This is a genomic window from Escherichia sp. WS1152 (assembly GCF_046487665.1).
Taxonomy (GTDB): Bacteria; Pseudomonadota; Gammaproteobacteria; order Enterobacterales; family Enterobacteriaceae; genus Escherichia; species Escherichia coli.
The window spans coordinates 579,871-604,352 of the sequence record NZ_JBJQJA010000001.1; the positions used below are offsets into that span (position 1 = coordinate 579,871).

Consider the following 24,482-nt stretch of genomic DNA (forward strand, 5'->3'; position numbering starts at 1 on the left):
TTTTTAAGGATTTTCCTGAAAGCGCGAGAAAATACGACAAAAGTTGCCAGTAATCGTTATTCTTTAAGGCTATGGTTTTTCATTATTACCGGAAGTTACCGACGTTTTGAGCCGTTTCGTTCCTCGCATTATCCCGTTTTATTTACTCTTGCTTGTAGCAGGCGGTACAGCTAACGCACAATCTACCTTCGAGCAAAAAGCGGCAAATCCCTTTGATAATAACAATGATGGTCTGCCGGATTTAGGCATGGCTCCCGAAAATCATGATGGGGAAAAACACTTTGCTGAAATTGTGAAAGATTTCGGCGAAACCAGTATGAATGATAACGGGCTGGATACTGGCGAGCAGGCAAAAGCTTTCGCATTGGGAAAAGTCCGCGACGCGCTTAGTCAACAGGTTAATCAGCACGTAGAGTCCTGGCTATCACCGTGGGGAAATGCCAGTGTTGACGTCAAAGTGGATAACGAAGGACATTTCACCGGCAGTCGTGGAAGCTGGTTTGTGCCGTTACAAGATAATGATCGTTATCTCACCTGGAGCCAGCTTGGTCTTACTCAGCAGGATGATGGGTTGGTGAGCAATGTGGGCGTTGGGCAACGCTGGGCGCGCGGCAACTGGCTGGTGGGTTATAACACTTTTTATGACAACTTGCTGGACGAAAATCTTCAGCGAGCGGGCTTTGGTGCCGAAGCGTGGGGCGAATATTTGCGACTATCGGCAAACTTTTATCAGCCGTTTGCTGCATGGCATGAACAGACAGCCACGCAGGAACAACGGATGGCGCGCGGGTATGACCTGACAGCCCGGATGCGCATGCCGTTCTATCAACACCTCAATACCAGTGTCAGCGTAGAACAGTATTTTGGTGATCGTGTTGATTTGTTTAACTCTGGTACGGGTTATCACAATCCCGTCGCGTTGAGTCTGGGATTAAATTACACCCCTGTGCCATTAGTCACTGTGACGGCCCAGCATAAACAGGGTGAAAGTGGCGAGAATCAAAATAACCTCGGGCTGAATCTTAATTACCGCTTTGGTGTACCGCTCAAAAAACAACTTTCTGCGGGTGAGGTTGCCGAAAGTCAGTCGTTACGTGGTAGTCGCTATGACAATCCGCAGCGAAATAATCTACCGACTCTTGAGTACCGACAGCGAAAAACGTTAACGGTGTTTCTGGCGACACCGCCGTGGGATCTAAAACCTGGCGAAACAGTGCCGCTGAAATTACAAATCCGCAGTCGTTACGGTATTCGGCAACTGATTTGGCAGGGCGATACGCAGATATTAAGTTTGACGCCGGGCGCACAAGCCAACAGCGCGGAGGGCTGGACGCTGATCATGCCTGACTGGCAGAACGGGGAAAGGGCGAGCAATCACTGGCGATTGTCTGTGGTGGTGGAAGATAACCAGGGGCAGCGTGTCTCCTCCAATGAGATCACGCTAACGCTTGTCGAACCGTTCGATGCATTGTCAAACGACGAACTGCGCTGGGAACCGTAATCAGAAAATGCGCTCCTGATGCACCCATACCGCTGCTTCCACGCGAGACTTGAGCTTCATTTTCTTCAGCATGTGCTTGACGTGCACTTTTACTGTGCTTTCGGTGATGTCCAGGCGGCGGGCAATCATCTTGTTCGGCAAACCCTGGGCAATCAGCTTGAGAATATCGCGCTCGCGTGGGGTTAACTGGTTAACATCGCGCTCAGTAGTGGCACGGTTAGCACGCAAGCTGGCGGCCAGAACAGGCGTTAATGCTTCGCTTAATACCATTTCGCCAGCAGCTGCCTGATGCAATGCTTTCAGCAGATCTTCCGGTTCCATATCTTTTAACAGATAGCCATCCGCGCCGCGTTTCAGTGCGGTGACCACATCTTCTTCATGGTTAGAGACGCTGAATACCACAATGCGCCCTGAGAGGGACTTTTCGCGCAGTTTATCCAGCGTTTCCAGACCGTTCATGCCGGGCATATTGAGATCTAACAGGATCAGATCGGGATCAAGAGACTCCGCCAGTTCAATACCCTGTTCGCCATTACTCGCTTCGCCAACCACGGTGATATCTGGTGCCATACTGATAAGCTGTTTTACGCCAGTTCGCAGCATCGGGTGATCGTCAATCAGCAGGATAGTAGCCGGTTCCTGATTACTCATGGGTATCTCCTTGGACGTCTGTGAAAGTTTTTTCGGGAATAAAGGTGACCACCACTTCGGTGCCACCTGATTCACGACGGCGGACGCGGCAATCGCCTCGTAAACTTTGCGCACGGTCGCGCATTATTATCATGCCGTAGTGATTGCTGCGGATGGCATTTTCAGGCACGCCGCAGCCGTTATCCTGGACGGTCAGTTTGACCTGATTATCGTTTTGCGCCACCGTCACCACGACTTCACTCGCTTGCGAGTGTTTGAGGGCGTTACTTAATGCCTCACGGGCAATTTGCAACAAGTGGATTGCCTGATGCGAAGGCACCAGGCGAGGCGGCAATTGATAATCCAGCTTCACCGGGAAGCCAAATTTGGCGCTGTACTCTTCGCAACTCGCCTCCAGCGCCGGACGTAATCCAGGCTCGGTGAGCTGCAAGCGGAATGTGGTGAGCAATTCACGCAACTGCGCCCAGGATGCATTCAGTTCGTTACGGATCTGACTTAACAGTTCGCGGCTGCTTTCTGGCAGCGCATCGCCCTGCATCTGTAAACAACTCACCTGCATCTTCATGCAAGAGAGAGATTGGGCAATAGAATCATGCAGTTCGCGCGCAATGGTGGCACGCTCTTCCATCACGATCAACTGTTGCTGACGTTCCTGATGGCGATCCAGCGCCAGCGTGGCGGTGAGTTGTTCAACCAGGGTATCCACCAGTTGTTGTTGATCATGGCTAAGATGACGCCCCTGCGGCAGGGTCGCCAGCAAAATACCGTACTGCGTATGAGAGTCAGCCAGCCGCCACTTCAGGGTTGTGCCGCGATCACCAACGGGTAATACGCCGCGCGGGCAGAGCTGGCAGCCTTTATCATCACAAGTCATATCTGGTTGGCAGGTAAACTCCTGATGATTCTCTTCATCATCAGTATCATAAACCCGCAGTTCGATATCACGTAGCAGGGTTAAATTCTGTAAGCCGTTGAGTACAGGTGACAGGCGTTCACACAGCGGGGCTTGGGAATGCAAACGGCGGTTAGCCTGCCATAAAAAAGAGAGGATCTGATTTTTATGCTCCAGCCCGGCGGTTTTCTCCTGAACCCGCTGCTCAAGTACGGCATAACTTTCGGCCAGTTCTGCAGACATATTGTTCAACGCAGTTCCAAGCATCGCCATTTCGTTGCGCCCGCTGATGTTTGCGCGTTGGGTAAAATCGCGATGACTGACGGCACTCGCCATTGCCAGCAGTTGCCGCCACGGTTGTAGCAGTCGCGCCCGCAACCAGATAATAGTGAACACCAGTAAAAGTGCCATAAATACCGCCATTACCCGATGGACCAGTACCACTGTCTCGATGCGCATTTCCGTGGTGCGGTCAAAACCAGATACCAGCTGATCAAGCCCGGCAACAAACTGGCTGACATCCGCTGACACCGTTTCTCGGTTTTGTGCACGCATCAGCGCAGGGATCAGTTCATTACGCCAGTAATCTTGTAAACCCTGTAATTGCGCCAGTTGTCCGTCTCGTTCTGCTGCTCGAGTCAACTCGGCGCTAAATGCCGTTTGTTCCATCTCTTTAATTAAGGGCTTGTCTTTCTCGCTTAATGGCACTGCTGCCAACAGACGGTAACTTTGCATGCGCAGCGATCCCGCTTTGTTGATCGCATGGGCGCTGCCCTGAACGCCTTGCACCAGCCAGCCAGAAACCGCCATCCCTGCCAGTCCAATAGCAGTAGAAAGCAACACAATAAGCGCAACCTGATTAACCAGGGTGAGCGGAGAGAGACAACGTTTAAGCATGTAAACCTCTTCCTTCAGGCTTTAAATGAGCAATAACCTTAATGAATGTGACGATACATTCTGGAATGGCAGTATTCTCGGCTATTGGCTGAAGTATACCCATACCCGGAAAGAGTTACTCCTTATTTGCCGTGTGGTTAGTCGCTTTACATCGGTAAGGGTAGGGATTCTACAGCACCGTGAAAAATCTCATAATTTTTATGAAATCACTGTACTCACTATGGGTAATGATAAATATCAATGATAGATAAAGTTATCTTATCGTTTGATTTACATCAAATTGCCTTTAGCTACAGACACTAAGGTGGCAGACATCGAAACGAGTATCAGAGGTGTCTATGAGTCACTCATCCGCCCCCGAAAGGGCTACTGGAGCTGTCATTACAGATTGGCGACCGGAAGATCCTGCGTTCTGGCAACAACGCGGTCAACGTATTGCCAGCCGCAACCTGTGGATTTCCGTTCCCTGTCTGCTGCTGGCGTTTTGCGTATGGATGTTGTTCAGCGCTGTTGCGGTGAACTTACCGAAAGTCGGTTTTAATTTTACGACCGATCAGCTATTTATGTTGACTGCGCTGCCTTCGGTTTCTGGCGCGTTATTACGTGTTCCATACTCCTTTATGGTTCCTATCTTCGGTGGTCGTCGCTGGACGGCGTTCAGCACCGGTATTCTGATTATTCCTTGTGTCTGGCTGGGTTTTGCCGTGCAGGATACCTCCACGCCTTATAGCGTCTTCATCATCATCTCTCTGCTGTGCGGCTTTGCTGGCGCGAACTTCGCTTCCAGTATGGCAAACATCAGCTTCTTCTTTCCGAAACAGAAGCAGGGTGGCGCGCTGGGCCTGAATGGTGGTCTGGGCAACATGGGCGTTAGCGTTATGCAGTTGGTTGCTCCGCTGGTGGTATCACTGTCGATTTTCGCAGTATTTGGTAGCCAGGGCGTCAAACAGCCGGATGGGACTGAGCTGTATCTGGCGAATGCGTCCTGGATATGGGTGCCGTTCCTTGCCATCTTCACCATTGCGGCGTGGTTTGGCATGAACGATCTTGCTACCTCGAAAGCCTCCATCAAGGAGCAGTTGCCGGTACTCAAACGGGGTCATCTGTGGATTATGAGCCTGCTGTATCTGGCAACCTTCGGCTCCTTTATCGGCTTCTCCGCGGGCTTTGCGATGCTGTCAAAAACGCAGTTCCCGGATGTTCAGATTCTGCAATACGCTTTCTTCGGGCCGTTTATTGGTGCGCTGGCGCGTTCTGCAGGTGGTGCATTATCTGACCGTCTGGGCGGAACTCGTGTCACGCTGGTGAACTTTATTCTGATGGCGATTTTCAGCGGCCTGCTGTTCCTGACCTTACCGACTGACGGGCAGGGCGGAAGCTTCATGGCGTTCTTCGCGGTCTTCCTGGCGCTGTTCCTGACAGCTGGGCTGGGTAGTGGTTCCACTTTCCAGATGATTTCAGTGATCTTCCGTAAACTGACAATGGATCGCGTGAAAGCAGAAGGGGGTTCTGACGAACGTGCGATGCGTGAAGCGGCAACCGACACGGCGGCGGCGCTGGGTTTCATCTCTGCGATTGGCGCGATTGGTGGCTTCTTTATCCCGAAAGCGTTTGGTAGCTCGCTGGCATTAACGGGTTCGCCAGTCGGCGCAATGAAGGTATTTTTGATTTTCTATATCGCCTGCGTAGTGATTACCTGGGCGGTATATGGTCGGCATTCTAAAAAATAAATCTTAATATTTGATTATCCTTTGCGCGGCATGATGTCGCGCTTTTTTTATGCGTCATTTAGTTACAACATACTAATGTTATATGGTTTATTTCGCCGGATTTCATTAAGAGCCATTAATATGTTACCCATGGGGAATACTCCTTAATACCCATTTGCATAAAAATCTTAATAGTTTAAATAACTACAGGTATAAAAAGTCTTAATTTACAGCATGTTATGCTGTAACTGTTAATTATCCTAAAGGGGTATCTTAGGAATTTACTTTATTTTTCATCCCCATCACTCTTGATCGTTATCAATTCCCACGCTGTTTCAGAGCGTTACCTTGCCCTTAAACATTAGCAATGTCGATTTATCAGAGGGCCGACAGGCTCCCACAGGAGAAAACCGATGAGTAAATTCCTGGACCGGTTTCGCTACTTCAAACAGAAGGGTGAAACCTTTGCCGATGGGCATGGCCAGCTTCTCAATACCAACCGTGACTGGGAGGATGGATATCGCCAGCGTTGGCAGCATGACAAAATCGTCCGCTCTACCCACGGGGTAAACTGCACCGGCTCCTGCAGCTGGAAAATCTACGTCAAAAACGGTCTGGTCACCTGGGAAACCCAGCAGACTGACTATCCGCGTACCCGTCCGGATCTGCCAAACCATGAACCTCGCGGCTGCCCGCGCGGTGCCAGCTACTCCTGGTATCTTTACAGTGCCAACCGCCTGAAATACCCGATGATGCGCAAACGCCTGATGAAAATGTGGCGTGAAGCGAAGGCGCTGCATAGCGATCCGGTTGAGGCATGGGCTTCTATCATTGAAGACGCCGATAAAGCGAAAAGCTTTAAGCAGGCGCGTGGACGCGGTGGTTTTGTTCGTTCTTCCTGGCAGGAGGTGAACGAACTGATCGCCGCATCTAACGTTTACACCATCAAAAACTACGGCCCGGACCGTGTTGCTGGTTTCTCGCCAATTCCGGCAATGTCGATGGTTTCTTACGCATCGGGTGCACGCTATCTCTCGCTGATTGGCGGTACTTGCTTAAGCTTCTACGACTGGTACTGCGACCTGCCTCCTGCGTCTCCGCAAACCTGGGGCGAGCAAACTGACGTACCGGAATCTGCTGACTGGTACAACTCCAGCTACATCATCGCCTGGGGTTCAAACGTGCCGCAGACGCGTACCCCGGATGCTCACTTCTTTACTGAAGTGCGTTACAAAGGCACCAAAACTGTTGCCGTCACACCAGACTACGCTGAAATCGCCAAACTGTGCGATCTGTGGCTGGCACCGAAACAGGGCACCGATGCGGCAATGGCGCTGGCGATGGGCCACGTAATGCTGCGTGAATTCCACCTCGACAACCCAAGCCAGTATTTCACCGACTATGTGCGTCGCTACACCGACATGCCGATGCTGGTGATGCTGGAAGAACGCGACGGTTACTACGCTGCAGGTCGTATGCTGCGCGCTGCTGATCTGGTTGATGCGCTGGGCCAGGAAAACAATCCGGAATGGAAAACTGTCGCCTTTAATACCAATGGCGAAATGGTTGCGCCGAACGGTTCTATTGGCTTCCGCTGGGGCGAGAAGGGCAAATGGAATCTTGAGCAGCGCGACGGCAAAACTGGCGAAGAAACCGAGCTGCAACTGAGCCTGCTGGGTAGCCAGGATGAGATCGCTGAGGTAGGCTTCCCGTACTTTGGTGGCGACGGCACGGAACACTTCAACAAAGTGGAACTGGAAAACGTGCTGCTGCACAAACTGCCGGTAAAACGCCTGCAACTGGCTGATGGCAGCACCGCCCTGGTGACCACCGTTTATGATCTGACGCTGGCAAACTACGGTCTGGAACGTGGCCTGAACGACGTTAACTGTGCAACCAGCTATGACGATGTGAAAGCTTATACCCCGGCCTGGGCCGAGCAGATTACCGGCGTTTCTCGCAGCCAGATTATTCGCATCGCCCGTGAATTTGCCGATAACGCTGATAAAACGCACGGTCGTTCGATGATTATCGTCGGTGCGGGGCTGAACCACTGGTATCACCTCGATATGAACTATCGTGGTCTGATCAACATGCTGATTTTCTGCGGCTGTGTCGGTCAGAGCGGGGGCGGCTGGGCGCACTATGTAGGTCAGGAAAAACTGCGTCCGCAAACCGGATGGCAGCCGCTGGCGTTTGCCCTTGACTGGCAGCGTCCGGCGCGTCACATGAACAGCACTTCTTATTTCTATAACCACTCCAGCCAGTGGCGTTATGAAACCGTCACGGCGGAAGAGTTGCTGTCACCGATGGCGGATAAATCCCGTTATACCGGACACCTGATCGACTTTAACGTCCGTGCGGAACGCATGGGCTGGCTGCCGTCTGCACCGCAGTTAGGCACTAACCCGCTGACTATCGCTGGCGAAGCGGAAAAAGCCGGGATGAATCCGGTGGACTATACGGTGAAATCCCTGAAAGAGGGTTCCATCCGTTTTGCGGCAGAACAACCAGAAAACGGTAAAAACCACCCGCGCAACCTGTTCATCTGGCGTTCTAACCTGCTCGGTTCTTCCGGTAAAGGTCATGAGTTTATGCTCAAGTACCTGCTGGGGACGGAGCACGGTATCCAGGGTAAAGATCTGGGGCAGCAGGGCGGCGTGAAGCCGGAAGAAGTGGACTGGCAGGACAATGGTCTGGAAGGCAAGCTGGATCTGGTGGTTACGCTGGACTTCCGTCTGTCGAGCACCTGTCTCTATTCCGACATCATTTTGCCGACGGCGACCTGGTACGAAAAAGACGACATGAATACTTCGGATATGCATCCGTTTATTCACCCGCTGTCTGCGGCGGTCGATCCGGCCTGGGAAGCGAAAAGCGACTGGGAAATCTACAAAGCCATCGCGAAGAAATTCTCCGAAGTGTGCGTCGGCCATCTGGGTAAAGAAACCGACATCGTCACGCTGCCTATCCAGCACGACTCTGCCGCTGAACTGGCGCAGCCGCTGGATGTGAAAGACTGGAAAAAAGGCGAATGCGACCTGATCCCAGGCAAAACTGCACCGCACATTATGGTCGTAGAGCGCGATTATCCAGCGACTTACGAACGCTTTACCTCTATCGGCCCGCTGATGGAGAAAATCGGTAATGGCGGTAAAGGGATTGCATGGAACACCCAGAGCGAGATGGATCTGCTGCGTAAGCTCAACTACACCAAAGCGGAAGGTCCGGCGAAAGGCCAGCCGATGCTGAACACCGCAATTGATGCGGCAGAGATGATCCTGACACTGGCACCGGAAACCAACGGTCAGGTAGCCGTGAAAGCCTGGGCTGCCCTGAGCGAATTTACCGGTCGTGACCATACGCATCTGGCGCTGAATAAAGAAGACGAGAAGATCCGCTTCCGCGATATTCAGGCACAGCCGCGCAAAATCATCTCCAGCCCGACCTGGTCTGGTCTGGAAGATGAACACGTTTCTTACAACGCCGGTTACACCAACGTTCACGAGCTGATCCCGTGGCGTACGCTCTCTGGCCGTCAGCAGCTGTATCAGGATCACCAATGGATGCGTGATTTCGGTGAAAGCTTGCTGGTTTATCGTCCGCCGATCGACACCCGTTCGGTGAAAGAAGTGATAGGCCAAAAATCCAACGGCAACCCGGAAAAAGCGCTCAACTTCCTGACGCCGCACCAGAAGTGGGGTATCCACTCCACCTACAGCGACAACCTGCTGATGCTGACTTTAGGTCGCGGTGGTCCGGTGGTCTGGCTGAGTGAAGCCGATGCCAAAGATCTGGGTATTGCCGATAACGACTGGATTGAAGTCTTCAACAGCAACGGTGCTCTGACTGCCCGTGCGGTTGTCAGCCAGCGTGTTCCGGCAGGGATGACCATGATGTACCACGCGCAGGAACGTATCGTTAACCTGCCTGGTTCGGAAATTACCCAACAGCGTGGTGGTATCCATAACTCGGTCACCCGTATCACGCCGAAACCGACGCATATGATCGGCGGCTATGCCCATCTGGCATACGGCTTTAACTACTACGGCACCGTAGGTTCTAACCGCGATGAGTTTGTTGTAGTGCGTAAGATGAAGAACATTGACTGGTTAGATGGCGAAGGCAATGACCAGGTACAGGAGAGCGTAAAATGAAAATTCGTTCACAAGTCGGCATGGTGCTGAATCTCGATAAGTGCATCGGCTGCCACACCTGTTCAGTTACCTGTAAAAACGTCTGGACCAGCCGTGAAGGCGTGGAATACGCGTGGTTCAACAACGTGGAAACCAAGCCGGGCCAGGGCTTCCCGACTGACTGGGAAAACCAGGAAAAATACAAAGGCGGCTGGATCCGTAAAATCAACGGCAAACTGCAGCCGCGCATGGGTAACCGTGCCATGCTGCTGGGTAAAATCTTCGCTAACCCGCATCTGCCGGGGATCGACGATTATTACGAGCCGTTCGATTTTGACTATCAGAACCTGCATACCGCGCCGGAAGGCAGCAAATCGCAGCCGATTGCCCGTCCGCGTTCGCTGATTACCGGGGAACGGATGGCGAAAATCGAAAAAGGGCCGAACTGGGAAGATGACCTGGGCGGTGAGTTTGACAAACTGGCGAAAGACAAGAACTTCGACAACATCCAGAAGGCGATGTATAGCCAGTTCGAAAACACCTTCATGATGTATTTGCCGCGCCTGTGCGAACACTGCCTGAACCCGGCATGTGTGGCGACCTGCCCGAGCGGTGCGATTTACAAGCGTGAAGAAGATGGCATCGTCCTGATCGACCAGGATAAATGCCGTGGCTGGCGTATGTGCATCACCGGATGCCCGTACAAAAAAATCTACTTCAACTGGAAGAGCGGTAAGTCTGAGAAGTGCATCTTCTGCTATCCGCGTATTGAAGCGGGTCAGCCGACCGTGTGCTCAGAAACCTGTGTCGGTCGTATCCGTTATCTTGGCGTGCTGCTGTACGATGCCGACGCGATTGAACGTGCAGCCAGCACAGAGAACGAGAAAGATCTCTACCAGCGTCAGCTGGAGGTGTTCCTCGATCCGAACGATCCGAAAGTCATCGAACAGGCGATTAAAGACGGTATTCCGCTGAGCGTTATTGAAGCTGCACAGCAGTCGCCGGTTTATAAAATGGCAATGGAATGGAAACTGGCGCTGCCGCTGCATCCAGAATATCGCACACTGCCGATGGTCTGGTACGTGCCGCCTCTGTCTCCGATTCAGTCTGCAGCAGACGCGGGTGAGCTGGGTAGCAACGGCATTCTGCCAGACGTCGAAAGCCTGCGTATTCCGGTACAGTATCTGGCGAATCTGCTGACCGCCGGTGATACCAAACCGGTACTGCGCGCGCTGAAACGTATGCTGGCGATGCGTCATTACAAACGTGCTGAAACCGTTGACGGTAAAGTTGATACCCGTGCGCTGGAAGAGGTCGGTCTGACCGAAGCCCAGGCACAGGAGATGTACCGTTATCTGGCGATTGCTAACTACGAAGATCGCTTTGTGGTGCCGAGTAGTCATCGTGAACTGGCACGGGAAGCCTTCCCGGAGAAAAATGGCTGCGGCTTTACCTTTGGTGATGGCTGCCACGGTTCAGATACCAAATTCAATCTGTTCAACAGCCGTCGTATCGATGCCATCGATGTGACCAGCAAAACGGAGCCGCATCCATGATCGAACTCGTGATTGTATCGCGTCTCCTTGAATATCCGGATGCTGCCTTATGGCAGCATCAACAAGAGATGTTTGAGGCGATTGCCGCGTCGAAAAATCTGCCAAAAGAGGATGCCCATGCGCTGGGCATTTTCCTGCGCGATTTAACGACGATGGATCCGCTCGATGCCCAGGCGCAGTACAGCGAACTGTTCGACCGTGGCCGCGCCACGTCACTGTTGCTGTTTGAACATGTGCACGGCGAATCCCGCGACCGCGGCCAGGCGATGGTGGACCTGCTGGCGCAGTACGAGCAGCACGGCTTGCAGTTAAACAGCCGCGAATTGCCGGACCATCTGCCGCTGTATCTGGAGTACCTGGCGCAGCTGCCGCAAAGCGAAGCCGTGGAAGGTTTGAAAGATATCGCGCCGATTCTGGCATTGCTGAGCGCGCGTCTGCAACAGCGTGAAAGCCGTTATGCCGTGCTGTTTGATCTGCTGCTGAAACTGGCGAATACCGCTATCGACAGCGACAAAGTGGCGGAAAAAATTGCCGACGAAGCGCGCGATGATACGCCGCAGGCGCTGGATGCTGTCTGGGAAGAAGAGCAGGTTAAATTCTTTGCTGACAAAGGCTGCGGTGATTCAGCAATCACTGCTCATCAGCGTCGCTTTGCCGGTGCCGTCGCGCCGCAATATCTGAATATCACCACCGGAGGACAGCACTAATGCAATTCCTGAATATGTTCTTCTTTGATATCTACCCGTATATAGCCGGGGCGGTCTTCCTGATTGGTAGCTGGCTGCGTTATGACTACGGGCAGTACACCTGGCGCGCGGCGTCCAGCCAGATGCTGGATCGCAAAGGGATGAACCTGGCGTCGAACCTGTTCCATATCGGTATTCTGGGGATTTTTGTCGGTCACTTCTTCGGTATGCTGACGCCGCACTGGATGTATGAAGCCTGGCTGCCGATTGAAGTGAAACAGAAAATGGCGATGTTTGCTGGTGGTGCCAGCGGCGTGCTGTGTCTGATTGGCGGCGTGCTTTTGCTGAAGCGTCGTCTGTTCAGCCCACGCGTGCGTGCAACGACTACCGGAGCGGATATCCTGATCCTGTCGCTGCTCGTTATCCAGTGCGCGCTGGGCCTGTTGACCATTCCGTTCTCCGCCCAACATATGGACGGTAGCGAGATGATGAAACTGGTTGGCTGGGCGCAGTCGGTAGTGACCTTCCACGGTGGCGCTTCTCAACACCTCGATGGTGTGGCGTTTATCTTCCGTCTACACCTGGTGCTGGGGATGACGTTATTCCTGCTGTTCCCGTTCTCGCGTCTGGTACACATCTGGAGCGTACCGGTGGAGTATCTGACACGTAAGTACCAGCTGGTGCGGGCTCGTCACTAAGCGAATTTTAGTTCACATAGACCCTGCTTCGGCGGGGTTTTTTTATGGGCACGGTGCGGGGTGAGTTGTCGGATGCGCTTCGCTTATCCGACCTACAGGGGAGGATATTGTAGGTCCGGTAAACGTGGTGCCATCGGGCAAAATTAGCTCGGAGTAACATGTTTTGATTATTTCAGGAAGCGATGGTGGTGGGGGAAGGATTACTCAGCGCTGCGCGCTTCGCCCTTCGGGTCGTTGCCTGCGGCAACGCTCTCTCGCTGGCGCTCAAGTCGAACCTTGGTCGAAGCTTCACATCCTTCCCCGCTTGGGCAGAATATTTAATTACGGATTCGTTTGAGAGTTCAGGGACTTTTGAAAGTGATGGTGGTGGGGGAAGGATTCGAACCTTCGAAGTCGATGACGGCAGATTTACAGTCTGCTCCCTTTGGCCGCTCGGGAACCCCACCAGGGGTAATTCAAATTTTGAGGTAATGCTTGAGATGGTGGTGGGGGAAGGATTCGAACCTTCGAAGTCGATGACGGCAGATTTACAGTCTGCTCCCTTTGGCCGCTCGGGAACCCCACCACGGGGTAATGCTTTTTACTGGCCTGCTCCCTTATCGGGAAGCGGGGCGCATCATATCAAATGACGCGCCGCTGTAAAGTGTTACGTTGAGAAAAATGAACTGGTTGCGTAATTTTCATCCGTAACGGATTAAAGGTAACCAGTTATTTTTGCTGGCGATTAAAGAATAATCGTCCGATTACCGTAAACAAAGACGCGCTGCGCCAGTACTTTGTAGAGCGCGCGACTTAAGACGTTTTTCTCGACGTCACGACCTGCGCGCATCATATCTTCAGCTGTGTAGGTATGATCGACATGAATAACGTCCTGCATGATGATTGGGCCTTCGTCCAGATTGTCATTCACATAGTGAGCTGTTGCGCCAATAATCTTCACGCCACGTTCATAGGCCTGGTGATAAGGACGTGCGCCGATAAACGCTGGCAGGAAGGAATGGTGAATATTGATGATCTTATTCGGGAAGCGTGACACAAATTCCGGTGTTAATACCCGCATATACTTCGCCAGCACCACGTAGTCAGGTTGATAAGCATCAATGGCTTCCGCCATCTTTTGATCGTGCTCGTTGCGGCTTAACCCTTCATGGCTTACCAGCTCAAACGGTATATCAAAACGCTCAACCAGAGAACGTAAAGTATCGTGGTTACCAATCACTGCCGCGATTTCGACATCCAGGCCGCCATAATTGGCTTTCATCAACAAATCGCCAAGGCAATGCGCTTCTTTAGTGACCAGAATCACTATCCGGCGACGACCGGCAGGATTCAGCTCACGCACGGAGCCTTCTGGCAATGCGCTATCGAGATCCGCCAGCAGGGTGGAATCATTAAAAATCCCTTCCAGTTCCGTGCGCATAAAAAAGCGCCCGGTACGGTGATCAACAAATTCATTGTTCTGTACGATATTTAACTCGTGCTTGTAGCAAATATTGGTAATACGTGCGATCAGACCTTTTTGGTCCGGACAAATAGTACGCAGAACTTTACGTTGGAGTGAATGCATTGCTGGAAAAACCTTGTTGAGAGTGTTTGCTAAACCGTACCGTCAACCATTATTGGCCGCAGCACTTTTTAAATTTTTTACCTGAACCACAAGGGCAGGGATCGTTGCGGCCAAACTGCGGACGTGTACCGTCAATATAGTACCATTGACCGTTTTCTTTCAAAAATCGCGAACGTTCAATTATTGCACCTGTTTTGCCACCTTCGATAAATCGAGCAACAAAACTGACAAATCCGATATTGTCGGCGTCCTGCCAACAATGTTCAAATACGGTCAATCCCAACCATTCAGTATGCGCAAATCCGGCAATCAATTCGGCACGTAACGCCGCTGCTCCACAAGATGGATGCCAGGTCTTTATTAAATAATCTGCGTCTTGCATCACAAAAGCGCAGTAACGCGAACGCATGAGATGTTCTGGATCAGGTGCAACCTTTTCACCAGACACATAAGGGTGGCAACATAGGCTATACTCGACAGCACTACCACAGGGACAAAGCTGAGACACAAATAATCTCCCTGGAAACAATAACGGCGTATTAACCGCCTGAGTAGCACTATGTTAACCGAGCAGTAGCGATGTGGCTACGATTGCATTCCAGGGGAATCTTGCGGGAATAATGAGAAAGATAAAAATAGGGCTGGCGCTGGGATCTGGCGCGGCGAGAGGTTGGTCGCATATTGGCGTTATTAATGCGCTAAAAAAAGTGGGTATTGAAATTGATATCGTTGCAGGATGTTCAATTGGTTCGCTGGTGGGCGCGGCCTATGCATGCGATCGATTATCTGCGCTGGAAGATTGGGTAACCTCTTTCAGTTATTGGGATGTTTTACGCCTGATGGATCTCTCCTGGCAGCGCGGTGGGTTACTGCGCGGCGAGCGTGTCTTCAATCAATACCGCGAAATAATGCCGGAAACAGAGATCGAAAATTGTTCCCGTCGCTTCGCGGCTGTTGCCACCAATTTAAGTACGGGGCGTGAATTATGGTTTACTGAAGGCGATCTCCATCTTGCTATTCGCGCATCATGCAGTATTCCAGGACTAATGGCACCCGTTGCGCATAACGGCTACTGGCTGGTTGATGGGGCAGTCGTTAACCCAATTCCTATTTCGCTCACGCGTGCATTGGGTGCTGATATTGTGATAGCGGTCGACCTGCAGCACGATGCTCATTTGATGCAACAAGATTTGCTCTCCTTTAATGTCAGTGAAGAAAATAGCGAGAATGGTGATTCTCTGCCGTGGCATGCGCGTCTGAAAGAAAGGTTAGGCAGCATAACGACACGTCGGGCAGTGACAGCACCAACGGCAACAGAGATTATGACCACTTCTATCCAGGTGCTGGAGAACCGCCTTAAAAGGAACCGCATGGCAGGTGATCCGCCCGATATTCTGATTCAACCTGTTTGCCCGCAAATATCTACGCTTGATTTCCATCGCGCGCACGCTGCCATTGCGGCCGGACAGCTGGCAGTGGAAAAGAAAATGGACGAACTTTTGCCGTTGGTACGCACCAACATTTGACCAGAATTTTTATCTACACTTAAGTTAATTCTGACAGGCGCAGGTGGCAATAGCATGCCACTATTGAGTAAAGCCAGTCAGGGGAGAGAACATGACGCAGCCATTGGTCGGAAAACAGATTCTCATTGTTGAAGATGAGCAGGTATTTCGCTCGCTTCTGGATTCGTGGTTTTCCTCATTGGGAGCGACAACGGTACTGGCGGCTGATGGGGTGGATGCCCTTGAGTTGCTGGGAGGTTTCACTCCAGACCTGATGATATGTGATATCGCGATGCCACGAATGAACGGGCTTAAACTGCTGGAGCATATACGTAACAGAGGCGACCAGACCCCAGTTCTGGTGATATCTGCCACTGAAAATATGGCAGATATTGCCAAAGCGTTACGTCTGGGCGTTGAAGATGTTTTGCTGAAACCAGTTAAAGATCTGAATCGCTTGCGCGAGATGGTTTTTGCCTGTCTCTATCCCAGCATGTTTAATTCGCGCGTTGAGGAAGAGGAAAGGCTTTTTCGCGACTGGGATGCAATGGTTGATAACCCTGCCGCAGCGGCGAAATTATTACAGGAACTACAACCGCCGGTTCAGCAGGTGATTTCCCATTGCCGGGTTAATTACCGTCAATTGGTTGCCGCGGACAAACCCGGCCTGGTGCTTGATATTGCCGCACTTTCGGAAAACGATCTGGCATTTTATTGCCTTGATGTAACCCGAGCTGGACATAATGGCGTACTTGCTGCCTTGTTATTACGCGCATTGTTTAACGGATTATTACAGGAACAGCTTGCACACCAAAATCAACGGTTGCCAGAGTTGGGCGCGTTATTGAAGCAGGTAAACCATTTACTCCGTCAGGCCAATCTGCCGGGGCAGTTTCCGCTATTAGTTGGCTATTATCATCGCGAACTGAAAAATCTCATTCTGGTTTCTGCGGGTCTGAATGCGACGTTAAATACCGGCGAACACCAGGTGCAAATCAGTAATGGTGTTCCGTTAGGCACTTTAGGTAACGCTTATTTGAATCAATTGAGCCAGCGATGCGATGCCTGGCAATGCCAAATATGGGGAACCGGTGGTCGACTGCGCTTGATGTTGTCTGCAGAATGAGCAAACGATAACGCGGGCTAAATTTGCATTACCAGCTAATGTCGGCTGGTGGTACTATCGTCGCCATTCGTATAAGTAATTGTCTTAATTATGCTAACTCGCATCCTTTTCAGAACTTAGCCCCTCCGGGGTGCTGATATACTGGGATGCGATACAGAAATATGAACACGTTCAAAACACGAACAGTCCAGGAGAATTTAAATGGCTGCCATTAATACGAAAGTCAAAAAAGCCGTTATCCCCGTTGCGGGATTAGGAACCAGGATGTTGCCGGCGACGAAAGCCATCCCGAAAGAGATGCTGCCACTTGTCGATAAGCCATTAATTCAATACGTCGTGAATGAATGTATTGCGGCTGGCATTACTGAAATTGTGCTGGTTACACACTCATCTAAAAACTCTATTGAAAACCACTTTGATACCAGTTTTGAACTGGAAGCAATGCTGGAAAAACGTGTAAAACGTCAACTGCTTGATGAAGTGCAGTCTATTTGTCCGCCGCACGTAACTATTATGCAAGTTCGTCAGGGGCTGGCGAAAGGCCTGGGACACGCGGTATTGTGTGCTCACCCGGTAGTGGGTGATGAACCTGTGGCTGTTATTTTGCCTGACGTTATTCTGGATGAATATGAATCCGATTTGTCACAGGATAACCTGGCAGAGATGATCCGCCGCTTCGATGAAACGGGTCATAGCCAGATCATGGTTGAACCGGTTGCTGATGTGACCGCATATGGCGTTGTGGATTGCAAAGGCGTTGAATTAGCGCCGGGTGAAAGCGTACCGATGGTTGGCGTGGTTGAAAAACCAAAAGCGGATGTTGCGCCGTCTAATCTCGCTATTGTGGGTCGTTACGTACTTAGTGCGGATATTTGGCCGTTGCTGGCAAAAACCCCTCCGGGAGCTGGTGATGAAATTCAGCTCACCGACGCAATTGATATGCTAATCGAAAAAGAAACGGTTGAAGCCTATCATATGAAAGGGAAGAGCCATGACTGCGGTAATAAATTAGGTTACATGCAGGCCTTCGTTGAATACGGTATTCGTCATAACACCCTTGGCACGGAATTTAAAGCCTGGCTTGAAGAAGAGATGGGCATTAAGAAGTAACATCCGTATCGGTGTTATCCACGAAACGGCGTTGAGCAATCGACGCCGTTTTTTTATAGCTTATTCTTATTAAATTGTCTTAAACCGGACAATAAAAAATCCCGCCGATGGCGGGATTTTAAGCAAGTGCAATCTACAAAAGATTATTGCTTGATCAGGAAATCGTCGAGGGATTTACCTTGCTCATCCATTGCTTTTTTGATTACAGCTGGAGTACGGCCCTGGCCAGTCCAGGTTTTAGTTTCGCCGTTTTCGTCAACGTAGCTATATTTTGCCGGACGCTGAGCACGTTTAGCTTTGGTGCCAGATTTAACGGCGGCAAGGCTATTCAGCAGCTCGTTCGGGTCAATACCGTCAGCGATCAGCATTTCGCGATATTGCTGCAGTTTACGAGTGCGCTCTTCAACTTCAGCAGCAGCCGCGCTTTCTTCTTCGCGACGTTCGTTAACAACAACTTCTAATTTTTCCAGCATTTCTTCCAGCGTTTCAAGTGTACATTCTCTTGCCTGCGCACGAAGAGTACGGATGTTGTTCAGAATTTTAAGTGCTTCGCTCATTGTAGTAATCTCAAACTTATATTGGGGTGGTTTGTTGAGGTAATAATAGAGCCTTAAATTCAGTTGTGCAATAGCCAGGAATGTAAGGAATTCAAAATTGTTCTTTATTTTGTGCCGCCAATAAATATCTTTTCATAAAATTAGCCAGAAAAGACGCGGCATATAGCCCTATTTGTACCGATGATTTCGCAGCACGTGAGGTTAAAACTTCCTGATTCATGTCACATTTTATGGGGAGATTATCGTAGGCTGACGACCTTTCAGTCTTCTGTATTAGTCGTGTTTACGAGAATTCCCTATTAAGCGAATGATGAAAAGTAGAACAGTCGCAATAAGAGCAGGGACTTAGTATTGCACTATCTCCTGGAGGTCAACAGAGGGCTATTACTTGCGCAACAGGTTAAAGATTGTGAATAGTTACCAGCAGTCATTTACCCGCTTATAACAAGCGAGGCAGTTGTAATGATAGCTCAGAAGGATTATGCAAGGCTTCGTAAGGGAGAACGCATATACCACTTCTGTGCATACTGTTGAGCTGAAAAACTGACGAATTATGATAAACTCCAGCCAACTTTATTTCATATCATTGAGGGCCTGTGGCTGATGGCACAGCTATATTTCTACTATTCCGCAATGAATGCGGGTAAGTCTACAGCATTGTTGCAATCTTCATACAATTACCAGGAACGCGGCATGCGCACTGTCGTATATACGGCAGAAATTGATGATCGCTTTGGTGCCGGGAAAGTCAGTTCGCGTATAGGTTTGTCATCGCCTGCAAAATTATTTAACCAAAATTCATCATTATTTGATGAGATTCGTGCGGAACATGAACAGCAGGCAATTCATTGCGTACTGGTTGATGAATGCCAGTTTTTAACCAGACAACAAGTATATGAATTATCGGAGGTTGTCGATCAACTCGATATACCCGTACTTTGTTATGGTTTACGTACCGATTTTCGAGGTGAATTATTTATTGGCAGCCAATACTTACTGGCATGGTCCGACAAACTGGTTGAATTAAAAACCATCTGTTTTTGTGGCCGTAAAGCAAGCATGGTGCTGCGTCTTGATCAAGCAGGCAGACCTTATAACGAAGGTGAGCAGGTGGTTATTGGTGGTAATGAACGATACGTTTCTGTATGCCGTAAACACTATAAAGAGGCGTTACAAGTCGGCTCATTAACGGCTATTCAGGAAAGGCATCGCCACGATTAATAAGAATTTCTTTACTGACAGGGTGAGCAGGGCGTTTTTATCCTGTCAGTCCGTTTTACGCACTTCTTCTGGGTTATACACCCTTCGCGGTAGTTTTTAACGCCGCTATACGCCTCACAGAGCGCTTAAGCACCGACGTTGACTAATGACCTGTAAAGTACAATATCGCTGTGTGTAGGCGTTATACATCGTCGCAAATATGATGAAGGCTAATGCTGTCGGTTTATGGAAAAGTTGCTTTGGGTAAACAAAAAAACGGCCCCAGAAGGGGCCGTTTATGTTGCCAGACAGCGCTACTGATTAAGCGGATTTTTTCGCTTTTTTCTCAGCTTTAGCCGGAGCGGCTTCTTTTTTCGCTGCAGTTTCACCTTCTACATAATCACGACCGTAGTAGGTATCCAGCAGAATCTGTTTCAGCTCGGAGATCAGCGGGTAACGCGGGTTAGCGCCGGTGCACTGGTCATCGAATGCATCTTCAGACAGTTTATCCACGTTCGCCAGGAAGTCTGCTTCCTGAACGCCAGCTTCACGGATAGATTTCGGAATACCCAGTTCAGCCTTCAGCGTTTCCAGCCATGCCAGCAGTTTCTCGATCTTAGCAGCAGTACGGTCGCCCGGTGCGCTCAGACCCAGGTGGTCGGCAATTTCAGCATAACGACGGCGAGCCTGCGGACGGTCATACTGGCTGAATGCAGTCTGCTTGGTCGGGTTGTCGTTCGCATTGTAGCGAATAACGTTACAAATCAGCAGGGCGTTTGCCAGACCGTGCGGAATATGGAACTGGGAACCCAGTTTGTGCGCCATTGAGTGACATACACCCAGGAAGGCGTTCGCAAACGCGATACCCGCGATAGTCGCTGCACTGTGAACACGTTCACGCGCTACCGGATTTTTAGACCCTTCGTGGTAGGACGCTGGCAGATATTCTTTCAGCAGTTTCAGTGCCTGCAGAGCCTGACCATCAGAGAACTCAGATGCCAGTACAGAAACATAAGCTTCCATGGCGTGAGTTACTGCGTCCAGACCACCGAAAGCACACAGGGACTTCGGCATGTCCATAACCAGGTTGGCGTCGACAATCGCCATATCCGGGGTCAGCGCATAGTCTGCCAGCGGATATTTCTGACCAGTAGCGTCGTCAGTTACAACCGCAAACGGAGTGACTTCAGAACCTGTACCAGAAGTGGTGGTGACAGCGATCATTTTCGCTTTCACGCCCATTTTCGGGAACTTGTAGATACGTTTACGGATATCCATAAAGCGCAGCGCCAGCTCTTCGAAGTGAGTTTCCGGATGTTCGTACATAACCCACATGATCTTCGCGGCGTCCATCGGGGAACCACCACCCAGCGCGATAATCACGTCTGGTTTGAAGGAGTTTGCCAGTTCTGCACCTTTACGAACGATGCTCAGGGTCGGGTCCGCTTCTACTTCGAAGAAGACTTCAGTTTCAACGCCTGCTGCTTTCAGTACGGAAGTGATCTGATCAGCATAACCATTGTTAAACAGGAAGCGGTCAGTCACGATGAGCGCACGTTTGTGGCCATCAGTAATCACTTCATCCAGCGCGATTGGCAGGGAGCCACGGCGGAAGTAGATAGATTTCGGAAGTTTGTGCCACAACATGTTTTCAGCTCGCTTAGCAACGGTTTTCTTGTTGATCAGGTGTTTCGGACCAACGTTTTCAGAGATGGAGTTACCACCCCAGGAACCACAACCCAGAGTCAGGGAAGGTGCGAGTTTGAAGTTATACAGGTCACCGATACCACCCTGAGAAGCCGGGGTGTTAATCAGGATACGAGCCGTTTTCATTTTCTGACCGAAGTAAGAAACGCGAGCCGGTTGGTTATCCTGGTCAGTGTACAGGCAAGAGGTATGACCGATACCACCCATAGCAACCAGTTTCTCTGCTTTTTCTACCGCGTCTTCGAAATCTTTAGCGCGGTACATTGCCAGAGTCGGGGACAGTTTTTCATGTGCGAACGGTTCGCTTTCATCAACAACGGTCACTTCACCGATCAGAATCTTGGTGTTTTCTGGTACAGAGAAGCCTGCCAGTTCAGCAATTTTATAGGCTGGCTGACCTACGATAGCCGCGTTCAGCGCACCGTTTTTCAGGATAACGTCCTGAACAGCTTTCAGCTCTTTACCCTGCAACAGATAGCCGCCGTGGGTTGCGAAACGTTCACGTACTGCGTCATAAACAGAGTCAACAACAACAACAGACTGTTCAGAAGCACAGATTACGCCGTTGTCGAAGGTTTTGGACATCAGTACAGATGCAACTGCACGTTTGATATCAGCAGTTTCATCGATAACAACCGGAGTGTTACCCGCGCCTACGCCGATAGCTGGTTTACCGGAGCTGTATGCGGCTTTAACCATGCCCGGACCACCAGTCGCGAGGATCAGGTTGATGTCTGGGTGGTGCATCAGTGCGTTAGACAGTTCAACAGAAGGTTGATCGATCCAGCCGATCAGATCTTTCGGAGCACCTGCAGCGATAGCAGCCTGCAGAACGATATCAGCCGCTTTGTTGGTGGCATCTTTTGCACGCGGGTGCGGGGAGAAGATAATGGCGTTACGGGTCTTCAGACTGATCAGCGATTTGAAGATAGCAGTTGAAGTCGGGTTAGTGGTCGGAACGATACCGCAAATAATACCGATTGGTTCAGCGATAGTGATGGTACCAAAAGTGTCGTCTTCAGACAGAACACCACAGGTTTTTTCATCTTTATAGGCGTTGTAGATATATTCAGAAGCAAAGTGGTTTTTGATCACTTTATCTTCGACGATACCCATGCCGGATTCGGCAACGGCCATTTTCGCGAGTGGGATTCGAGCATCTGCAGCAGCCAGAGCGGCGGCGCGGAAGATTTTGTCTACTTGCTCTTGAGTGAAACTGGCATATTCACGCTGGGCTTTTTTTACACGCTCTACGAGTGCGTTAAGTTCAGCGACATTAGTAACAGCCATAATGCTCTCCTGATAATGTTAAACTTTTTTAGTAAATCATCTGCTCGAATACGAGAGTATAGTCAGTGCGGTGATGATTTGCTTAACCGATGAAAATCAAAAGCTTACTCGCGCTCACACTCACTGTGATTTACTAAAAGAGTTTAAACATTAGAGTTATTATCTCTAATGCGTCACTTCCAGGTGGCGTAAGCAAGATTACTCACTTCTGGGTACTGATTACGTGATCCAAATCAAATTTTTGCAAAGCTGACACCTTTCAGCATCGCTTTTCGCCATTATAGCTAACAGTTAATAAATTGTAGTATGATTTGGTGGCTACATTAGCATGTTTTGCACAACTAGATAACAATAACGAATGATAGCAATTTTAAGTAGTTAGGAGGTGAAAAATGCTGTCAAAAGGCGTATTGTCAGCGCGTCTTTTCAACCTTATTTATGGCTAACATTATCCGGCTTTTGCTTCGGAGCTAACCGTGATTCAGACCCTTTTTGATTTTCCCGTTTACTTCAAATTTTTCATCGGGTTATTTGCGCTGGTCAACCCGGTAGGGATTATTCCCGTCTTTATCAGCATGACCAGTTATCAGACAGCGGCAGCGCGAAACAAAACTAACCTTACAGCCAACCTGTCTGTGGCCATTATCTTGTGGATCTCGCTTTTTCTCGGCGACACGATTCTGCAACTTTTTGGTATATCAATTGATTCGTTCCGTATCGCCGGGGGCATCCTGGTGGTGACGATAGCGATGTCGATGATCAGCGGCAAGCTTGGCGAGGATAAACAGAACAAGCAAGAAAAATCAGAAACCGCGGTACGTGAAAGTATTGGTGTGGTGCCATTGGCGTTGCCGTTGATGGCGGGGCCAGGGGCGATCAGTTCTACCATCGTCTGGGGTACGCGTTATCACAGCATTAGCTATCTGTTTGGTTTCTTTGTGGCTATTGCATTGTTCGCTTTATGTTGTTGGGGATTGTTCCGCATGGCACCGTGGCTGGTACGGGTTTTACGCCAGACCGGCATCAACGTGATTACGCGTATTATGGGGCTATTGCTGATGGCATTGGGGATTGAATTTATCGTTACTGGTATTAAGGGGATTTTCCCCGGCCTGCTTAATTAATTCCTTTCAAATGAAACGGAGCTGCCATGCTCCGTTTACTTCGTCATTATTTTTACTTTGTTCCCGCGCAGTTATCAAAAGCAAAAGGAATAGGTAAAAATATTCTTCTCAAATTACAGTTAGTTATAAGGATTTCCTTAACTGTTTCTCTTCACCATCATGTTATTTTCGCCACATCATAATCCTGGGCTTGCTGAAGAATAATTGAAATGATATTAGTAATTCCACTGCCTTTGGTAGAGGAAAGTGCTAAATAATAATCAATTGTTAAATTATTGTGCATTTCACTACTGGAACTGTAATCAGAAAAGATAGACATGCTTAACCAATCTCTATTTGATTGAATTGAAAAATGTTTGTTAAGACATGGATGCAAGCTATAGATTCTGATACGGTCAATAAAAGAGAATTGCTTAACAATTTTGCAAAATGTATTGGCGAGTAAGAAGCGCATTTGGTACTTTCCGGGCAACCGCCAGGCGATTCTTTATTGGTAATGAGAATAATTAACAATTAAAGAGCGTCGTGAAAGAATAATGTGTCTCGACAGGGGAGACACAGTACGAATCG

19 protein-coding genes, 2 tRNA genes and 1 other RNA gene are annotated in these 24,482 nt (G+C 49.9%); 12 read left to right on the plus strand and 10 right to left on the minus strand.

Annotation, left to right across the window (positions count from 1 at the left end; all coding sequences use genetic code 11):
- The first annotated feature begins 106 nt into the window (after positions 1-106).
- Positions 107-1,501 (plus strand): inverse autotransporter invasin YchO, encoded by a 1,395-nt coding sequence (gene ychO / locus ACJHW7_RS02745; protein WP_000086213.1) that lies wholly within the window; start codon positions 107-109, stop codon positions 1,499-1,501.
- Here ychO and narL read toward each other — a convergent pair whose 3' ends face one another.
- Both narL and narX read right to left on the minus strand, forming a co-directional pair.
- Entirely contained in the window at positions 1,502-2,152 is a 651-nt protein-coding gene (gene narL / locus ACJHW7_RS02750; RefSeq protein ID WP_000070491.1) for a two-component system response regulator NarL, read from the minus strand.
- On the minus strand, positions 2,145-3,941 hold the full coding sequence (gene narX / locus ACJHW7_RS02755; protein WP_000918060.1) for a nitrate/nitrite two-component system sensor histidine kinase NarX: 1,797 nt from the start codon (positions 3,939-3,941) through the stop codon (positions 2,145-2,147). The genes narL and narX overlap by 8 nt, the downstream gene beginning before the upstream one ends.
- A 338-nt stretch (positions 3,942-4,279) precedes the next feature.
- Here narX and narK point away from each other — a divergent pair, with 338 nt between their 5' ends.
- The 5 genes from narK to narI all read left to right on the plus strand — a co-directional run bounded on the left by narK (position 4,280) and on the right by narI (position 12,726).
- Entirely contained in the window at positions 4,280-5,671 is a 1,392-nt protein-coding gene (gene narK, locus ACJHW7_RS02760) for a nitrate transporter NarK (protein WP_000019827.1), read from the plus strand.
- A 392-nt stretch (positions 5,672-6,063) separates the two neighbouring features.
- Complete coding sequence (locus ACJHW7_RS02765; protein ID WP_000032935.1) at positions 6,064-9,807, plus strand: nitrate reductase subunit alpha; 3,744 nt, start codon at positions 6,064-6,066, stop codon at positions 9,805-9,807.
- Complete coding sequence (narH, locus tag ACJHW7_RS02770) at positions 9,804-11,342, plus strand: nitrate reductase subunit beta (protein WP_000702660.1); 1,539 nt, start codon at positions 9,804-9,806, stop codon at positions 11,340-11,342. The genes ACJHW7_RS02765 and narH overlap by 4 nt, the downstream gene beginning before the upstream one ends.
- Positions 11,339-12,049: a nitrate reductase molybdenum cofactor assembly chaperone gene (gene narJ / locus ACJHW7_RS02775; RefSeq protein WP_000571681.1), complete on the plus strand. Its 711-nt coding sequence runs from the start codon at positions 11,339-11,341 to the stop codon at positions 12,047-12,049. The genes narH and narJ overlap by 4 nt, the downstream gene beginning before the upstream one ends.
- Positions 12,049-12,726, plus strand: coding sequence for a respiratory nitrate reductase subunit gamma (gene narI, locus ACJHW7_RS02780; RefSeq protein ID WP_001160110.1), 678 nt, complete (start codon positions 12,049-12,051; stop codon positions 12,724-12,726). The genes narJ and narI overlap by 1 nt, the downstream gene beginning before the upstream one ends.
- A 183-nt stretch (positions 12,727-12,909) precedes the next feature.
- Here the strand turns inward: narI and ACJHW7_RS02785 are convergent.
- The 5 genes from ACJHW7_RS02785 to ACJHW7_RS02805 all read right to left on the minus strand — a co-directional run bounded on the left by ACJHW7_RS02785 (position 12,910) and on the right by ACJHW7_RS02805 (position 14,801).
- A non-coding RNA gene (locus tag ACJHW7_RS02785) (RtT sRNA) lies at positions 12,910-13,041 on the minus strand.
- A 46-nt stretch (positions 13,042-13,087) separates the two neighbouring features.
- A tRNA-Tyr gene (locus ACJHW7_RS02790) sits at positions 13,088-13,172 on the minus strand.
- A 34-nt stretch (positions 13,173-13,206) separates the two neighbouring features.
- Positions 13,207-13,291, minus strand: a tRNA-Tyr gene (locus tag ACJHW7_RS02795).
- A 159-nt stretch (positions 13,292-13,450) separates the two neighbouring features.
- The gene (purU, locus tag ACJHW7_RS02800; RefSeq protein WP_021556729.1) at positions 13,451-14,293 is read right to left on the minus strand and encodes a formyltetrahydrofolate deformylase; all 843 of its coding nucleotides are present in this window, start codon (positions 14,291-14,293) and stop codon (positions 13,451-13,453) included.
- A gap of 49 nt (positions 14,294-14,342) precedes the next feature.
- Positions 14,343-14,801 (minus strand): YchJ family protein, encoded by a 459-nt coding sequence (locus ACJHW7_RS02805; RefSeq protein WP_021556730.1) that lies wholly within the window; start codon positions 14,799-14,801, stop codon positions 14,343-14,345.
- A gap of 112 nt (positions 14,802-14,913) precedes the next feature.
- Here ACJHW7_RS02805 and rssA point away from each other — a divergent pair, with 112 nt between their 5' ends.
- The 3 genes from rssA (at position 14,914) to galU (ending at position 18,034) form a co-directional block, all read left to right on the plus strand.
- Positions 14,914-15,819, plus strand: coding sequence for a patatin-like phospholipase RssA (gene rssA, locus ACJHW7_RS02810; protein ID WP_001226476.1), 906 nt, complete (start codon positions 14,914-14,916; stop codon positions 15,817-15,819).
- Between the two features lie 91 nt (positions 15,820-15,910).
- Positions 15,911-16,924, plus strand: a complete 1,014-nt coding sequence (gene rssB, locus ACJHW7_RS02815) for a two-component system response regulator RssB (RefSeq protein WP_000193447.1) — start codon at positions 15,911-15,913, stop codon at positions 16,922-16,924.
- Positions 16,925-17,125: 201 nt separating this feature from the next.
- Entirely contained in the window at positions 17,126-18,034 is a 909-nt protein-coding gene (gene galU / locus ACJHW7_RS02820) for a UTP--glucose-1-phosphate uridylyltransferase GalU (protein ID WP_000718995.1), read from the plus strand.
- Between the two features lie 143 nt (positions 18,035-18,177).
- Here the strand turns inward: galU and hns are convergent, their stop codons facing one another.
- Complete coding sequence (hns, locus tag ACJHW7_RS02825; RefSeq protein ID WP_001287378.1) at positions 18,178-18,591, minus strand: histone-like nucleoid-structuring protein H-NS; 414 nt, start codon at positions 18,589-18,591, stop codon at positions 18,178-18,180.
- A gap of 603 nt (positions 18,592-19,194) precedes the next feature.
- Here hns and tdk point away from each other — a divergent pair.
- Positions 19,195-19,812: a thymidine kinase gene (gene tdk / locus ACJHW7_RS02830; protein ID WP_000068079.1), complete on the plus strand. Its 618-nt coding sequence runs from the start codon at positions 19,195-19,197 to the stop codon at positions 19,810-19,812.
- A gap of 300 nt (positions 19,813-20,112) precedes the next feature.
- Here tdk and adhE read toward each other — a convergent pair whose 3' ends face one another.
- On the minus strand, positions 20,113-22,788 hold the full coding sequence (adhE, locus tag ACJHW7_RS02835) for a bifunctional acetaldehyde-CoA/alcohol dehydrogenase (protein ID WP_000301651.1): 2,676 nt from the start codon (positions 22,786-22,788) through the stop codon (positions 20,113-20,115).
- A gap of 392 nt (positions 22,789-23,180) precedes the next feature.
- Here adhE and ychE (ACJHW7_RS02840) point away from each other — a divergent pair, with 392 nt between their 5' ends.
- Complete coding sequence (gene ychE, locus ACJHW7_RS02840) at positions 23,181-23,234, plus strand: protein YchT (protein WP_211180492.1); 54 nt, start codon at positions 23,181-23,183, stop codon at positions 23,232-23,234.
- Positions 23,235-23,264: 30 nt separating this feature from the next.
- The gene (gene ychE, locus ACJHW7_RS02845; RefSeq protein ID WP_000616773.1) at positions 23,265-23,912 is read left to right on the plus strand and encodes an NAAT family transporter YchE; all 648 of its coding nucleotides are present in this window, start codon (positions 23,265-23,267) and stop codon (positions 23,910-23,912) included.
- Between the two features lie 157 nt (positions 23,913-24,069).
- Here ychE (ACJHW7_RS02845) and ACJHW7_RS02850 read toward each other — a convergent pair whose 3' ends face one another.
- Complete coding sequence (locus tag ACJHW7_RS02850; protein ID WP_021556731.1) at positions 24,070-24,366, minus strand: hypothetical protein; 297 nt, start codon at positions 24,364-24,366, stop codon at positions 24,070-24,072.
- Positions 24,367-24,482: the final 116 nt, after the last annotated feature.

Coding starts and splice junctions, on each gene's coding strand:
- adhE (WP_000301651.1), bottom strand. CDS start 22,788: ATGGCTGTTACTAATGTCGCTGAACTTAACGCACTCGTAGAGCGTGTA.
- tdk (WP_000068079.1), top strand. CDS start 19,195: ATGGCACAGCTATATTTCTACTATTCCGCAATGAATGCGGGTAAGTCT.
- narL (WP_000070491.1), bottom strand. CDS start 2,152: ATGAGTAATCAGGAACCGGCTACTATCCTGCTGATTGACGATCACCCG.
- rssA (WP_001226476.1), top strand. CDS start 14,914: ATGAGAAAGATAAAAATAGGGCTGGCGCTGGGATCTGGCGCGGCGAGA.
- narI (WP_001160110.1), top strand. CDS start 12,049: ATGCAATTCCTGAATATGTTCTTCTTTGATATCTACCCGTATATAGCC.
- hns (WP_001287378.1), bottom strand. CDS start 18,591: ATGAGCGAAGCACTTAAAATTCTGAACAACATCCGTACTCTTCGTGCG.
- narK (WP_000019827.1), top strand. CDS start 4,280: ATGAGTCACTCATCCGCCCCCGAAAGGGCTACTGGAGCTGTCATTACA.
- ACJHW7_RS02765 (WP_000032935.1), top strand. CDS start 6,064: ATGAGTAAATTCCTGGACCGGTTTCGCTACTTCAAACAGAAGGGTGAA.
- galU (WP_000718995.1), top strand. CDS start 17,126: ATGGCTGCCATTAATACGAAAGTCAAAAAAGCCGTTATCCCCGTTGCG.
- narH (WP_000702660.1), top strand. CDS start 9,804: ATGAAAATTCGTTCACAAGTCGGCATGGTGCTGAATCTCGATAAGTGC.
- ACJHW7_RS02850 (WP_021556731.1), bottom strand. CDS start 24,366: ATGCGCTTCTTACTCGCCAATACATTTTGCAAAATTGTTAAGCAATTC.
- narX (WP_000918060.1), bottom strand. CDS start 3,941: ATGCTTAAACGTTGTCTCTCTCCGCTCACCCTGGTTAATCAGGTTGCG.
- narJ (WP_000571681.1), top strand. CDS start 11,339: ATGATCGAACTCGTGATTGTATCGCGTCTCCTTGAATATCCGGATGCT.
- purU (WP_021556729.1), bottom strand. CDS start 14,293: ATGCATTCACTCCAACGTAAAGTTCTGCGTACTATTTGTCCGGACCAA.
- rssB (WP_000193447.1), top strand. CDS start 15,911: ATGACGCAGCCATTGGTCGGAAAACAGATTCTCATTGTTGAAGATGAG.